The sequence below is a fragment of the Hydrogenophaga intermedia genome (genome assembly GCF_000723405.1).
GTDB lineage: Bacteria > Pseudomonadota > Gammaproteobacteria > Burkholderiales > Burkholderiaceae_C > Hydrogenophaga > Hydrogenophaga intermedia.
In genome coordinates this window covers 1-14,259 of record NZ_CCAE010000084.1, presented here as the reverse complement: position 1 = coordinate 14,259, position 14,259 = coordinate 1, and the positions used below count along the sequence as shown (strand labels likewise).

General features: G+C 63.9%; 14 protein-coding genes and 1 pseudogene. 8 read left to right on the top strand and 7 right to left on the bottom strand.

The features are described 5' to 3' along the window. Window positions 1-50: 50 nt before the first annotated feature. From BN948_RS24465 to BN948_RS24440, 6 genes are all read right to left on the bottom strand, one after another. On the bottom strand, window positions 51-485 hold the full coding sequence (locus BN948_RS24465) for an alpha/beta fold hydrolase (protein ID WP_009520600.1): 435 nt from the start codon (window positions 483-485) through the stop codon (window positions 51-53). An 11-nt stretch (window positions 486-496) separates the two neighbouring features. Next, window positions 497-1,768, bottom strand: coding sequence for a TRAP transporter large permease (locus tag BN948_RS24460; protein WP_202901794.1), 1,272 nt, complete (start codon window positions 1,766-1,768; stop codon window positions 497-499). A gap of 173 nt (window positions 1,769-1,941) precedes the next feature. After that, a complete protein-coding gene (locus tag BN948_RS24455) occupies window positions 1,942-2,316 on the bottom strand; it encodes a TRAP transporter small permease subunit (RefSeq protein ID WP_009520598.1) in 375 nt (124 codons plus the stop codon). A 5-nt stretch (window positions 2,317-2,321) separates the two neighbouring features. Beyond that, window positions 2,322-3,320 carry a TRAP transporter substrate-binding protein DctP gene (dctP, locus tag BN948_RS24450; RefSeq protein WP_009520597.1) on the bottom strand — a complete coding sequence of 333 codons (999 nt, stop codon included), beginning with the start codon at window positions 3,318-3,320 and terminating at the stop codon, window positions 2,322-2,324. A 73-nt stretch (window positions 3,321-3,393) separates the two neighbouring features. Then, on the bottom strand, window positions 3,394-4,410 hold the full coding sequence (gene cuyA / locus BN948_RS24445) for a D-cysteate sulfo-lyase (RefSeq protein ID WP_009520596.1): 1,017 nt from the start codon (window positions 4,408-4,410) through the stop codon (window positions 3,394-3,396). Between the two features lie 293 nt (window positions 4,411-4,703). Beyond that, window positions 4,704-5,600 (bottom strand): LysR family transcriptional regulator, encoded by an 897-nt coding sequence (locus BN948_RS24440; protein ID WP_009520595.1) that lies wholly within the window; start codon window positions 5,598-5,600, stop codon window positions 4,704-4,706. 52 nt (window positions 5,601-5,652) lie between these two features. Here BN948_RS24440 and BN948_RS24435 point away from each other — a divergent pair, with 52 nt between their 5' ends. The 8 genes and pseudogenes from BN948_RS24435 (at window position 5,653) to BN948_RS24405 (ending at window position 13,568) form a co-directional block, all read left to right on the top strand. Continuing rightward, window positions 5,653-8,562 (top strand): molybdopterin oxidoreductase family protein, encoded by a 2,910-nt coding sequence (locus BN948_RS24435; RefSeq protein ID WP_009520594.1) that lies wholly within the window; start codon window positions 5,653-5,655, stop codon window positions 8,560-8,562. After that, window positions 8,559-9,254, top strand: coding sequence for a 4Fe-4S dicluster domain-containing protein (locus BN948_RS24430; RefSeq protein WP_009520593.1), 696 nt, complete (start codon window positions 8,559-8,561; stop codon window positions 9,252-9,254). The genes BN948_RS24435 and BN948_RS24430 overlap by 4 nt, the downstream gene beginning before the upstream one ends. Further along, on the top strand, window positions 9,251-10,189 hold the full coding sequence (locus tag BN948_RS24425; protein ID WP_009520592.1) for a dimethyl sulfoxide reductase anchor subunit family protein: 939 nt from the start codon (window positions 9,251-9,253) through the stop codon (window positions 10,187-10,189). Before BN948_RS24430 ends, BN948_RS24425 begins: the two co-directional genes overlap by 4 nt. A 201-nt stretch (window positions 10,190-10,390) precedes the next feature. Beyond that, on the top strand, window positions 10,391-10,813 hold the full coding sequence (locus tag BN948_RS24420; RefSeq protein ID WP_009520591.1) for a nitrate reductase associated protein: 423 nt from the start codon (window positions 10,391-10,393) through the stop codon (window positions 10,811-10,813). Window positions 10,814-10,818: 5 nt separating this feature from the next. After that, window positions 10,819-11,013: pseudogene (locus BN948_RS27600) on the top strand (aspartate 1-decarboxylase); the annotation flags it as partial. A 73-nt stretch (window positions 11,014-11,086) separates the two neighbouring features. Next, window positions 11,087-12,736, top strand: a complete 1,650-nt coding sequence (locus BN948_RS24415) for a SulP family inorganic anion transporter (protein ID WP_009520590.1) — start codon at window positions 11,087-11,089, stop codon at window positions 12,734-12,736. Window positions 12,737-12,987: 251 nt separating this feature from the next. Further along, window positions 12,988-13,263, top strand: coding sequence for a YlcI/YnfO family protein (locus BN948_RS24410; RefSeq protein ID WP_009520589.1), 276 nt, complete (start codon window positions 12,988-12,990; stop codon window positions 13,261-13,263). Then, window positions 13,260-13,568 carry a type II toxin-antitoxin system RelE/ParE family toxin gene (locus BN948_RS24405; RefSeq protein WP_009520588.1) on the top strand — a complete coding sequence of 103 codons (309 nt, stop codon included), beginning with the start codon at window positions 13,260-13,262 and terminating at the stop codon, window positions 13,566-13,568. Before BN948_RS24410 ends, BN948_RS24405 begins: the two co-directional genes overlap by 4 nt. Before the next feature lie 111 nt (window positions 13,569-13,679). On the opposite strand, the gene BN948_RS24400 is transcribed toward BN948_RS24405, so the two are convergent. Next, window positions 13,680-14,259: hypothetical protein (locus BN948_RS24400; RefSeq protein ID WP_238327260.1), on the bottom strand; the 580-nt coding region annotated here is incomplete at its 5' end.

Genomic DNA, 14,259 nt, shown 5'->3' with positions numbered 1-14,259 from the left:
CGATCTACCAACACCACCTCCGCGCCAGTGCTAGCTTTTCGTACCGTCACTTATTGCACTGAAAACGAGGAGACCCCATCTTCGGCCAAACGTTCGCGCGACCGCTCCATGGTCTCGAAGCGGCCCGGCAGCAAGCCCAGCGGGCCAGTGCCGTACAACACCAGGCGATCCACACGCGTTGGCGCTAGGCGAACCATCTCCTGCACGATCATGCCGCCCATGGAGTGGCCGAGCAGGTGGAAGCGCTGCACGCCCAGTTGGTCCAGGGCATGCAGCACCGCACTGGCGTAACCCTCGATCCGGTCGGGCGAGGTGAGGTGGCGGCTTTTGCCAAAGCCCGGCAGGTCGGGCGCGATCACGTCCAGATGCGCGCCCAGAGCCTGCAACTCGGCGGTCCACTGGCTGGATCCACCCAGATACCCATGCACCATCACCAGCGGATCGCCTTTGCCGGCCCGCGCCATGTGCAGCGCTTCAGAAGCCATCGCGCTCGCTGTCATTTCATGACCGAAGGCAGCCACAGGGCAATGCCGGGAATGACGATCACCATGGCAATCAGCAACACCATGCAGGCCAGGAACGGCAGGCAGCCCTTGATCACGTCACCGATGGGGATGGCGCCTCGGCTGATACCCTGAATGACATACAGGTTCAAGCCCACCGGCGGTGTGAGCACCGCGATTTCCATGGTGATGGTGTAGACGATGCCAAACCAGATCAGGTCGTAGCCCGCTGCCTGCATGAGCGGATAAATGGTGGGCAAGGTGATGAAGGTCATCGACACCGGTTCCAGGAACATGCCCAGAATGACGTAGAACACGATCACCATGGCCAGCACCATGACGGGGCTGAGGTTGTAGGACAGGAACAGTTCGCTGACTTCCTGCGGCACCCGGTAGTACGTCAGCACGAAGCCGAAAAGGATGCCCGCCGACAACAGCAAACCCAGGTAGCCCATGGTGCGCATGGTGGCGAACAAGGCCTCGTTGAATCCTCGCACGGTCAGGCCCCCGACGGCAAACGCGAGAATCGTGGTCAGAAGCGCCGACACCGCCGCGGCTTCCGTGGGGGTGGCAATGCCGGCGTAGATCGAAACGGTGATGACCAGTCCGATGAGAAAAATCGGGCCGAAAGCAATCAGGAATTCGCGCACCGAGGGGCGTGGTGCGTTGTCCGCGCCGGGGATGTGGCTGGGGTACATGCGCCCCCAGATGAAAACGGTGACGGCGAACAACAGCGTCAGCAGCAGACCAGGGATGACGCCTGCGATGAACAGCTCGCCGATCGAGGTGTCGGTGACGATGCCGTAGAACAGCAGGATCAGGCTGGGCGGAATCAGCACGCTGAGGGTGCCCCCGGCGGCCAGCACACCACTGGACAGCCGCTTGTTGTAGCCGAGCTTGGTCATCTCGGGCAGGGCCACACCGCCGATGGTCAGCGAGCCCACCATCGACGAGCCACACACCGCGCCGAAGCCGGCGCACGCCGCGATGCTGCCATAGGCGGCTGAGCCCTTCACCCGCACACCCCTGTGCATGAGCTGGTACAAGTTGGCCCCGATGTTGGACCGCCCGATCAATTCACCCAGGAAAACAAATAGCGGTACGGCCAGCAAGACATAGTCGATCCATACACCCCACAGCTTCAGCTCCGTGCTCACCAGGGCGGTGGACCAGCCCTGGATGTGCAGCAGGAAAGGCATGGAGGCCAGGGCCAGCGCAAAGGGAATGGGCAAGCCGATCCCGATGAAGATGACCAGCAGCGCCAACAGCCCCAGTCCGACGTGGTACCACTCCATATCAGAGACCTCTACTTAGGTTGGTGAGCGGGCTGCGGCGGGCTGGACAGCACCGACACCAGGCGCACGCCGGCATACACGGTGAACACCACCAGTGCAAGGGCCCCGGGTGCCCAGAACAGGTAGCGCGGCCACAGCAGAATCTAGGACGCGGTCCCGGACTCGTAGGCGCGGAAGGTGGCTTCCACACCGGCGATGGAGAAGAAGACCCCCACGAGGATCATGAGCACCAGGTTCACCGCTGCCAGGACCTGCTGACCACGGGCCCCCAGAGCATCGATGAGGAACGACACCTTGGGGTAGGCGTCTTCCTTCAAGGCAAACGCCAGCCCCAGCAAAGCCGCAGGAAACAGCAGCAAGGCGGTGGCTTCCGTCACCGTGCCATCAGGCTTGCCCACGATGTACCGCATGAAGACGCCGTAGGAAATCCACACGGTCTGCACGACGATGATGAATGCCCCTGCGGCGGCCAGCCATACGGCCAGCCGCTCCAGGCCACGTTCAATCGTTGCCAGCATGGGCTTCAGAGCGAATGCTGCTTGAACAGGGCACGCACCTTGCCAGCCAGTTCAGGCCCGCAACCCGCATCCACCTCGCCCGTCCACTTGCCCACCACGCTATCCAGCAGGGCCTTGCGCTTCTCGGCGGTGATCTTGGTCACCGTGCCGCCTTGCTTGACGGCGTCAGCGATGCTGGCGTCCACCCAGGCCTCGTAGCGCGGCTTGAGCCACACCTCGGATTCGGTGGCGGCGGCCTGCAGCGCTTTCTGGTCGGCCGGGGACAGCGCGTCGAACTTGCGCTTGTTCATCATGTACTGGATGTTGCCGTAGAACATGTTGGACTGGACCATGTGCGGCATCACGCCCCAAAGCTTCCATGCGCTGTACGTGGCCACGCCCATGTTGATGCCGTCCACCACGCCACGTTCGGCGGACTGGAAGACCTCCTTGGGTGCGATGAAGACCGGCTTGCCGCCCCAGGTTTCGATCATCATCGACACCATCGGGCCGATGGAGCGCACCAGCTTGCCATTGAGCTTGGCAAGGTCCGTATTGGGGTTCTTGAACCACCACTCCTGGTCATAGGAATAGTTGGAGTTGATGAGCGGCACCAAGCCAGCCTTGTTGGCTTCGGGCGCAATCAGGGCAGCGTAAGCAGCGTCCAGCTCGATCTGCTTCTTCATGTCCACCGCCATCGGGTAGAGCGAAGTGACCCGGTAGCACGGCAGGCGCTTGTCGGCCGACACCCAGCTGATGTCGGCAACACCGCCCTGCATGGCGTCCACGCCCTCGCTCCAGCCGTGCAGCGTGGAAGAACCAAAGATCTCCACCTTCACCCGGCCGCTGGTCTTGGTGTTCACCAGCTCGGCGAACTTCTTGAAGCCTTCGTAGCGGACGTCAACTTCGTTCACATAGGTGGACAAGCGCAATGTGGTTTGTGCATGTGCGGTGGTCGCCATGACGGCGGCGACACCCGCCACAAGGGAATAGCGCAGCACCGTGCTGACCGTGGTCTTTTGCATTTCGATCTCTCCTGTTGATAAACCGTGAACAAACCCCGAACCCGATCGTCTGCGCCCCGCGGGGAGCGGCCGATCAGCCAACCTGCGCTGCCTTGAGCCCCAGCGCTTCACCGTAGCCGAACAGTGCAACCGACCCGCCGGTGTGCAGGAAGACCACGTTGTGTTTCGGCTGGAAGTGCCCCTTGCGGATCAAATCGATCAGCCCCGCCATGCCCTTGCCGGAATACACAGGGTCGAGCAGGAGACCTTCAGTGCGCGCTAGCAATTCGACCGCTTCCTGCATTCCCGGCGTTGGCAGACCATAGCCCGGGCCGACGTAGTCGCAATTGGCCACCACCAACTCGCGCGGAACACCGCCGCGCATGCCCATATGCTCGGCCGTGCGGCAGGCCAGGTCGTGCACCATGGTTTCCTGCTTCTCCTGCGGTGCGCGCACGCCAATGCCCAACAGCTTGATGTCGCTGTTGATGGCATGCAGCCCCGCCACCAGCCCAGCCTGGGTGCCCGAGCTGCCCGTGGCGTGCACCAGGTAGTCGATCTTCATGCCCTGCGCAGCGGCTTGTGCCACCAGTTCGATGGCTGCGTTCACGTAACCCAACGCCCCCACCGGGTTCGAGCCTCCACCGGGGATGACATAGGGCCGCAATCCGTCGGCGCGAAGCTTCTCGGCCACCTGCTCCATTTCGCGTTGCATGTCGGCCCCGCCCGGGCGCCGTTCCACCGTGGCGCCGTGCAGGCGATCCAGCAGCACGTTGCCGTTGTCGGTGTAGTCCGGGTCGGTGCTGCCGGTGCGGTCTTCCAGCAGGATGTGGCACTTCATGCCCAGCCGGGCAGCCGCCGCAGCAGTCTGCCGGGCATGGTTGGACTGGGTCGCCCCCTGGGTGATGACCACGGTGGCACGGGCCGCAACGGCTTCGGCCATGAGGTATTCCAGCTTGCGTGTTTTGTTGCCGCCGGTGGAGAGGCCAGTGCAGTCGTCACGCTTGACCCACAAGCGCGGCCCGCCGAGCAGCGCCGAGAGGTTGCCCATGGGCTCCAGGGGGGTGGGGAAATGCCCCAGACGGATGCGCGGGAAGAGGGAGAGGTCCATCGTTAACTTTCAAAATTTGATGCTTTTGAAAGATGATGTTCCCGAGACAACGGGGTGTCCAATCGATTTTTCGACTCTTATTTTTCGTTTTCTGCATACTGCGAAAAACGCCAACCCAAACCCCTGCAATTTCGAGGCCCGGTGTTTTCGGCGACTTTCGACACCAATATGGCGCCTGCCCACCGAGCTCGGCCGATGCCTTGAGAAGCATCGCGGAACGCACCGCCGCGACGGCGCAAGGCGCTTCGAATTTCGGCGCGATCGACTGTGCTTGCCCGTTGCGGCGTGCCTGTTCAAGAGCGCATGCAATGGCGCAAGAAGCCGTCGGCGGTCTCGCCCAGCTTCTTTGCCCGGTGCAGCACGATGGACAGGGTGCGCTGCATCACCGGGAGCGTGGTGTGCAGCTCGACCAGCCACCCTTCGGCAATCGCTTCCTGCACGGCTAGGCGCGACAGGCAGCCCAAACCCAGCCCCGCAGCCACCACACGCTTGACCGCTTCGTTGCTGCCCAACTCAAGCTCGACCACCATTTGCGTCAAATGGGGAATCAGCCAGCGGTCAGAGGCCTCACGCGTTCCTGAACCAGGTTCGCGCAGTACCCACGTGGCCTGGGCCAGCTGTCGCGCACTGACCCGACGCCCCGCTAGCGGGTGGTCGGGAGCGGCAACCACCACGATCTCGTCGCTGCGCCATTTGCGCACCGTGAGTTCGGGGTGGCTGTGGGTTCCCTCGATGAAGCCCATGTCGGCGCGAAACGACACCAAGCGTTCGAACACGTCGTGCGTGTTGGCTATATCCACCAGCACCCGGCAGTGGGGGTGATCGCTTTTCCACCGCGCAATGAGTTCCGGCAGCAGGTACTCCCCCACGGTGTAGCTGGAAGCAAGCCTTAGCGGTGCGGCATGCTCGGCCGTGAAAAGCATCTCGGTGTCCGCCGCCTGATCCAGCACCGTGGCCGCACGAGGCAGCAAGGCACGCCCGTTCTCGTTGATCACCAGCTTCTTGCCCACACGGTCGAACAACTGCACCCCCAACACCGACTCCAGCTCGCCCAGCGCGTTGCTCGCAGCCGATTGGGATCGGGAGATTTCGTCAGCGGCGGCCCGCGTGGTGCCACCCCGTGCAACAGCCGCAAACACCTCCAGCTGGCGCAGCGTAAGCCTCAGTCGTTGATCGATTTTTTGGTTCACGGCGAGCGAAATTATCCGATACGCGAATTTGCAGGCTGCCTAGCATAAGTCCATGTTCAAGTTCCTCTCAAGCGATCCGGTGCACAACCCAACGGCCAGCAGCACGGCCGATACCGAGGTAAAAACCACCACCTGCTACATGTGCGCGTGTCGCTGCGGCATCCGGGTGCACCTGCGCGACGGGCAGGTCCGGTACATCGATGGCAATCCCGACCACCCGCTAAATAAGGGGGTGATCTGCGCCAAGGGCAGCTCGGGCATCATGAAGCAGGTGTCGCCGGCCCGATTGACCCAGCCACTGCTGCGCAAGCCGGGCAGCGAGCGCGGCGAAGGCGTGTTCGAGCCGATTTCGTGGGAGCGCGCTTTCGACATTCTGGAGAAGCGGCTGTCCCACCTGCGCGCCACCGACCCCAAGAAATTCGCGCTGTTCACAGGTCGCGATCAGATGCAGGCGCTCACCGGCCTGTTTGCGCGCCAATTCGGCACCCCCAACTACGCTGCGCACGGCGGCTTCTGTTCGGTGAACATGGCCGCCGGCATGATCTATTCGGTAGGAGGCAGCTTCTGGGAGTTCGGAGGCCCGGACCTGGACCACGCCAAGCTGTTCGTGATGATCGGCACTGCCGAAGACCACCACAGCAACCCGATGAAGATGGCGCTGGGGAAGTTCAAGCGCGCGGGTGGTCGCTTCATTTCTATCAACCCCGTTCGCACCGGCTACTCGGCGATCGCAGACGAGTGGATTCCGATTCGACCGGGTACCGATGGCGCGCTGTTCATGGCGCTGCTGCACGAGCTGATCGCGCACGATCTGGTTGACCGACCCTTCTTGCAACGCTTCACCAACGCCCCGCAGCTGGTGGTGCTGGACGACGGCGAGCGAGAAGGTCTGTTTGCCTTCGATCCTGCCGCCGGTGTGCCGGGCGATGGGCGCAACCCGCACAACAAGCTGGCATGGGACCTGACCAGCGGGCGCGCGGTTCAGGCCTACCCCGAAGGCGTGGAAGAGGGCCGATCGCTGGCCCTGGAGGGCCACTACACCTTGCCGGACGGCACCCGGGTGGCGCCGGCGTTTCAGTTGCTGCGCGAACGGGTGAGCCAGCACACACCCGAGTGGGCCGAGGCCATCACCGGCATTCCAGCCGAGCGCATTCGCCAGCTGGCGCGCGAGATGGGCGAGACCGCGCTGCATCAGGCCTTTGAGCTGCCGATTCCCTGGACCGACGCCTGGGGCAAGCAGCACCCGACCACCCAGGCCAGGCCAGTGGCGTTCCACGCCATGCGCGGGCTCGCGGCGCATTCCAACGGCTTCCAGACGGTGCGCTCACTGGCGGTGCTGATGAGTTTGCTGGGCACGATCGACGCCCCTGGCGGCTTTCGCCACAAGGCGCCTTACCCGCGGCACATCGTTCCCAATTACCGGGCCTTCAACGACCCGGACATGATCAAGCCGAACACGCCGCTTAACGCCGCGCCACTCGGGTTTCCGGCAAACCCCGAAGAACTGGCGGTGCACGCCGACGGAACGCCCCTGCGCATCGATCACGCCTTTTCCTGGGAGCATCCACTGTCGGCCCACGGACTGATGCACAACGTGATCACCAATGCCGTCCGGGGGGATCCCTACAAGATCGACACGCTATTGATCTTCATGGCGAACATGGCCTGGAACTCCACCATGAACACCATGGAGGTGCGCAAGAAGCTCAACGCGCGCGGCGAAGACGGCGAGTACCTGATTCCGTTCCTGGTGGTGTGCGATGCCTTCCAGAGTGAGACCGTGGCCTTTGCCGACCTCGTGCTGCCCGACACCACCTATCTGGAGCGGCACGACGTGATGAGCATGCTCGACCGACCGATTTCCGAGTTCGACGGACCGGTGGACTCGGTACGCGTTCCCGTGGTGGAGCCCACCGGCGAGTGCAAGCCATTTCAGGAAGTGCTCATCGAGCTGGCTTCGCGCCTGAAATTTCCGGCATTCACCAACGAAGACGGCTCGCGCAAGTTCAAGGATTACCCCGACTTCGTGGTCAATTTCCAGGCCCAGCCCGGTGTGGGTTTCCTCATGGGGTGGCGGGGCAAGGACGGAACCCAGCATCTGCGCGGCGAGCCCAACCCCAACCAGTGGGAGATGTACGCGAAGAACAACTGCGTGTTCCAGCACCACATGCCCAAGGACCAGCAGTACATGCGCAACTGGAACCGGCCTTATCTGGACTTCGCCAAGGAGAAGGGCTGGCGCCAGAAGAACGACCCGGTGCAGCTGGCCATCTATTCCGACACGTTGCAAACCTTCCGGCTGGCCGCGCAGGGAAAAAGCAAAGGCCGGCAGCCGCCAGACCACCTGCGCGAACGCATCGCCACTTATTTCGACCCGCTGCCGTTCTGGTACGAACCGCTGGAAAACGCGTGTGTGGACACGCAGCAGTTTCCGCTGGCCGCCATCACCCAGCGGCCCATGGCGATGTACCACTCCTGGGATTCGCAGAACGCCTGGCTGCGCCAGATCCACAGCCACAACTACCTGCACGTGAACCCCGTGACGGCCAAAGCGGCCGGCGTGGAAGACGGCGGCTGGGCCTGGGTCACCAGCGCCTGGGGCGAACTGCGCTGCATGGTGCGCCACAGCGACGCAGTGGAACCCGGAACGGTGTGGACCTGGAACGCGATCGGCAAGGCGTCTGGCGCGTGGCAACTGGCGCCTGGAGCCGATGAGTCGCGCAAGGGATTTCTGCTGAACCACCTCATCACGGAGGAGTTGCCGTTCGCCGGCGGCCAGATCAGCAATTCGGACCCGGTCACCGGTCAGGCCGGCTGGTACGACGTTCGCGTCAACCTCCGGCCTGCCCAGCCCGAAGAGCCAGCCGAGAGCTTTCCACAGTTGGACGCGGTGCCAAGCGTTCCGGGTCTGCTGCGCAGTGGCCGCCGGTTCATGACCCACATCCTGTCGAAAAAACCATGAGCCAACTCCCGAACGAACCCCAGACGCTGGCGATTCAGCTCGCCTTGGTCATCGACCTCAACGTGTGCGTGGGCTGCCATGCCTGCGTGACCTCCTGCAAGGAATGGAACACCTCGGGGGCTGCGGGTCCGATGACCGACCTGGACGCCTACGGTGAGCAGCCCACCGGCACATTCTTCAACCGGGTGCAGACCTTCGAGGCCGACAGCTACCCTGACACGCAGACGGTGCATTTCCCGAAGAGCTGCCTGCATTGCGAAGAGCCTCCCTGCGTGCCGGTGTGTCCCACCGGTGCCAGCTACAAGCGCAAGAGCGACGGCATCGTGCTGGTGGACTACGACAAGTGCATTGGCTGCAAGTACTGCAGTTGGGCCTGCCCTTACGGCGCCCGTGAGTTCGATGAAGAGCGCAAGGTGATGACCAAGTGCACCCTGTGCGTGGACCGCATCTACGACGAACTGCTCCCGCCGCAGGACCGAAAGCCCGCCTGCGTGAAGGCCTGCCCCACCGGCGCGCGGCTGTTCGGCGATGTTAAGGACCCGGATTCGGAGGTGTCACAAGCGATCCGGGAGCGCGGTGGCTACGCCCTCATGCCGGAATGGAAGACCCAGCCCGCCAACCAGTACCTGCCTCGGCGGGTGACAAAGCAGCCGCCGTCCGATGCCGCTCGCGCGGAAAAGGATCGACCGTGAAGCCGGCGCTGTCCATCATCCTGTTCACCACCATCGCCGGCACCGCCCAGGGGCTTATGGTGGTGCTGGCAGTGACCACCCTGGCCAACCAGCCGCCGGTCGAAGCGCTGCGGCCCATGCTGTGGACGGCCACATGCATGCTGGTGCTGGCGCTCGTTGCCTCCTTCTTCCATCTCGGCCATCCGATGCGCGCCTGGCGCGCGGTACTGATGTGGCGCACCTCCTGGATGTCCAGGGAGGTCATCGTCCTGCCGGCGTTCATGGCGCTGGCGGGCGGCTGGGCTGTGTGGGCGACGCTGGCGGATCCTCCCACTGCCGCGGCCGCCGCACCGTGGCTGGCGGCGCTGGTTATTCCGGGTGCCTTGTTGCTGTGGTACTGCACCGGGATGATCTACGCCTGCATCCGGTTCGTGCAGGAATGGGCTCATCCACTCACCGTCGTGAACTACACGCTGCTGGGCCTGGCCTCGGGCCTGGTAGCGTCGGGTACGCTGGGTGCGCTGGCAGACGACAGCGCATTTGCATCCAGCGTGACGGGCTGGGCCATGGCCACGACTGCACTGGCCTGGTTCACCCGGGGGCTTTCGCTGCGCCGCAACGCCCGTCTCAAGCCGAAGTCCACACCACAGTCCGCCACGGGCATCCAGGCGGCGCGCGTTGTGCAGAAGTCGATGGGCATGACCGGTGGCTCGTTCAACACCCGCGAGTTCTTTCATGGCGCCACAGCGCAGGTCATGCGCAAAACGCCCCTGGCCTTCCAGGCGCTGGCCTTCGGCATTCCGTTGTTGCTGCTGGGGTGGGCATGGGCCACCAGCTCCCCACCCATCTGGCCTTTGGCGTTTGCTTCGCAGGCCGCAGGCTTGCTGCTCGAGCGCTGGTTCTTTTTTGCGCAGGCACGCCACCCACAGAACATCTACTACCAGGCCGTGTCGTGAAGTCGATGCTGCCGTTCACACGCTGGCCACCAATTTGACAGCAAAAGCAGGTGTTGCGGGCAGACCTCATCGCGGTTCTCCGCCCTTCAAAGATCAACCGGGCATTCTTGTGGTTGTTCGTCCGACGGGTTTCCTCTGTGAGTGCCGAAGCGTCGTAGCTCCAGTCTCCCAGATGCCGTCGGGTGAACAGCCGCCACGGAAATGATCGATTTTGCGTGTCAGCGAAAGCAGGAATATGCGTACCGCCAATTCGGCGCTAACTATATGCAGTTCAAAATGAGCGCTGACCTCCAACCGACCGTCCGTCTGCCATTTGAGCCTTGCGAGGCCCAGGCGTTGACCTGGCTGCCGCTGGCAGTGCGCTACAAGCTGGATCAGGCATCGCTCAAGCTGCCTCTCAAGGCCTGGCAGAGGCTGCCGCGCAAGCACCGCGAACGGCTGCTTGCACTGCCGCCCGGTTCGGCATTTGAGGCACAAGCGGTCTCTGCGGGCGCATTCCACAAGCCGTCACGGGAGCGGATCCCCAGTGCCTTCGTGGACTACGTTTCACGTAAGGTCCGCGAGAAACACGCCAGTATGTTGCAAGCTTACCCAGAACAGTGCGCACAATCCGAGCCTTGCTGAAGTCGATGATCCATGGCGTGTCCGTAGCGCATTGCGAGCGTTACTACCAAGGCTCGTTTGCGATCGACCATGATTTACCCGAGGCCGCCGAGATCCCCGAGAACTAATAAGGCCAGGCTTGGGATGTCGATATTGGCCAGCGGTTCGTTACTTATGCGATCCGGGGCCAGCGCGCCATCGGCGCCATTTCAGCCAATGGCTATCTGTCGAAGCCGAGCGAACCCTTCGCTCGGCCCACTGCAAACTGATCTGTTTCAATTTGCCTCGATACCCATGACCCGCTGGCAGCGCCTGTTCCCCTTCCTGCAATGGCCGCGCCCGGACGCGGCCTTGCTGCGCGGCGAAGCCCTGGCCGGCCTCACGGTGGGTCTGATGGTGATTCCGCAGGGCGTGGCTTACGCCGCGCTCGCGGGCATGCCGCTGATCACGGGCATCTACGCGGCGCTGCTGCCGGCGCTGATCGCGGTGCTGTTCTCGGCCTCGCCGCGCCTGGCGGTGGGCCCCACGGCGCTGACCTGCCTGCTGGTGAGCGCCTCGCTCACGCCCCTGGCCACGCCCGGCAGCGCCGAGTGGGTGCAACTCGCGATGTGGCTGGCGCTGCTGTCGGGCGCGCTGCAGGTGCTGCTGGGTGCGGTGCGCTTCGGCTGGCTGCTCAATCTCGTCAACTCGCCGGTGCTGATGGCCTTCACGCAGGCCGCGGCGGTGCTCATCCTCGCCTCTCAGGTGCCCGCCCTCACGGGCTTTCAAAGCTGGCACGCCATCGCCGACGGCGCGGGCTGGCACGCGCCGGGCCTGGGCTTTGGCCTGGCGGCATTGGCCGCGCTGGTGGCCGCGCGCCGGCTGCGCCCGGGCCTGCCTTCGGTGCTGGCCGTGGTGCTGGCCAGTGCGGCCGTGAGCCGCGCCATCGGCTTCGAGGCCGGGGGCGGCGCCGTCATCGGCGCGCTGCCGCAGGGCCTGCCCGCCGCTTACCTGCCTGCGTGGCCGGGCTGGGAGCGCTTCAGTGCGCTGCTGTTGCCCACCTTGATGATCACGCTGGTGAGCTTTCTGGAAACCGCGAGCAGCGCCAAGGTGGACAACGGCCGGCGCGGCGTGCGCTGGGACCAGGACCAGGACCTGATCGGCCAGGGCCTGGCCAAAGTGGCCGCCGGCCTCACCGGTGCCATGCCCACGAGTTCGTCGTTCTCGCGCTCGGCGCTCAACCTGTATGCGGGCGCGCGCACCGGCTGGGCCACGGTGTTCTCGGTGGCGGTGGTGCTGATGGCGCTGCTGGTGGCCATGCCGCTGCTGCACCATGTGCCGCTGGCGGTGCTCGCCGCCATCGTGGTGCTGCCCATCTGGGGCCTGCTGCAGCCGCGCAGCTTCACGCGGCTGTGGCGCCTCTCCCGCGTGGAGGCGGTGATCGCGGCCAGCACCTTCGTCATCACGCTGCTGGCCGCGCCGCGGCTGTACTGGGGCGTGCTCGCGGGCGTGGTGATGGCGCTGAGCCACTTCCTCTACCTGCGGCTGCACCCGCGCATCATCGAGGTGGGCCTGCACCCCGACGGCAGCCTGCGCGACCGCCATCTGTGGCAACTGCCGCCGCTGGCGCCCCGGCTCTATGCGCTGCGCATGGACGCCGCGCTCGACTTCGCCACCGCCAGCGGTTTCGAGCGCGCCATCGCCGAGCACCTGCAGGCCCATCCCGACACCGAAGCCGTCATGCTGATCGCCCACCCGATCAACTGGATCGACGCCACCGGCGCCGAAGCCTTCGGCCGCGTGCGCGAACAACTCGACGACCGGCGCATCCACCTGCATCTGGTGGGCATCAAGCTGCCGGTGGAATCGGTGCTGCGCCAGGCGGGTCATCTGGGCGAAAGTGAGCGTTTGCACGTCTATCGCACTGAGGGCGATGCACTCCAGGCCTTGGCAGAGCCGGGCTGACCGCTGCCGCGGCTGTCGGTGAACTGCCCGGTTTCTTTGGCCCAATAGACTTTAAGAAGATGGCTCCCAACTAGCGAGGGGCCCATGAAGAAGCGGCGATTCACTCAAGGACAGGTGGTCACGATCCTGCGAGAAACAGCTCGCACCAGAGCGGACGAGGCCCTGTGGGCTGCTGTCGGTTGCGTTGACACGTGAGGCGCTCAAACGTGGGGGAATTGGTTCTTGTAGCACGGATGTGATACATTGCTGGCATGCGATCCGCCGCACTTCCTGCCGTCCGAATCACGCCTGAGCTGAAGCAACAGCTGGAGGATGTGCTCGCCGATGGAGAGACCGTCAGTGCCTTGGTCGAGCGCGCTGTGCGGGGGGAGATCGAGCGCCGCGTCATGGAGGGTGAATTCCACCGGCGCGGGATGGAGGCGATTGAACGAGTCGAGGCCGGCGGCATGTACCTCACTGCAGAGGATGTGCTCGGCAAACTCGAGGCGAAGCTGCGACGCGCAAAAGAGAGCCGCACTCGCCGGTGAGAACGGTCATCCTCTCGCCCGAGGCCAGTGAAGACCTCGAACGTTTGTACGACTTTGCACTCGAGCGCGAGATGCAGAGCGCAACGCCAAATTTCGACGTACCGGAACGCGCCGTGGCAGCGATCGCCAGCGCGTTGCGCGCGTTGGCGTTGAATCCGTTCATGGGCCGTAAGGTCCGCAGCCAGTTCGAGCGCGAGATCGTGATCTCGTTCGGGCGCACGGGCTATGTTGCTTACTACAAGGTCACGGAAGCCGCCGTCATCATTGGCGCGGTACGACATCAGCGCGAGAGCGACTACCACTGATCTGCCTTGTATAAAAGGGCGATACCTACGCGGCCCCTTGCTGGGCTCAGACGCCCTCGCGAGAAGCACGCAATTGCGGCCCTGTCTGCCCCCACCAACTCTGTATCCACCTCAGGTCGACGGCATTTCTCGTACGGGAGCGCCAAGCAGCGTTCGACCCTTCCCCCTGGCAATGGCGACAAGCATCTCGAGTGGTGTTCTCGAATGTGCGTGCTGAACCAGGCGGGCGGCTTCATCGCGGGTCAGATCCATTAAGCGAAGAAGCAGCTTTCCTCCGCTGGGTTGCATGGGGGTCGACATGATCAGTTGAAGCATGAACCCCATGCTGTTCAGAATAGGTATTCCGCGGACCACGCAGGGCTGGCTCCAGACTGGGATGTCAGATGCTCCATGATCCGCCAGTTCGAAGCGCTCGCCGTCAATTTCCACCTTCTCCATGGAAGGCGGCAGTACCGCTTCTGTCGCTCGCGAGATCTCGTCTGCCGTCGCGATCGGCACGAGTCCCCTCGTCGGATCGTTGGTCATGCGCCTCGCGGCTGTGGAAAGTACGGGACGATCAATGATTGCGATCTCGTGGTCCTGACATACCGCACGCAAACGATTCCGCCACTCCGTGTTGATTTCAACGCAATCCTGACCCCGGTTTTCCATCCAATATTGACCCCACCTGTTGGGGTGTAGCCGGGCTACG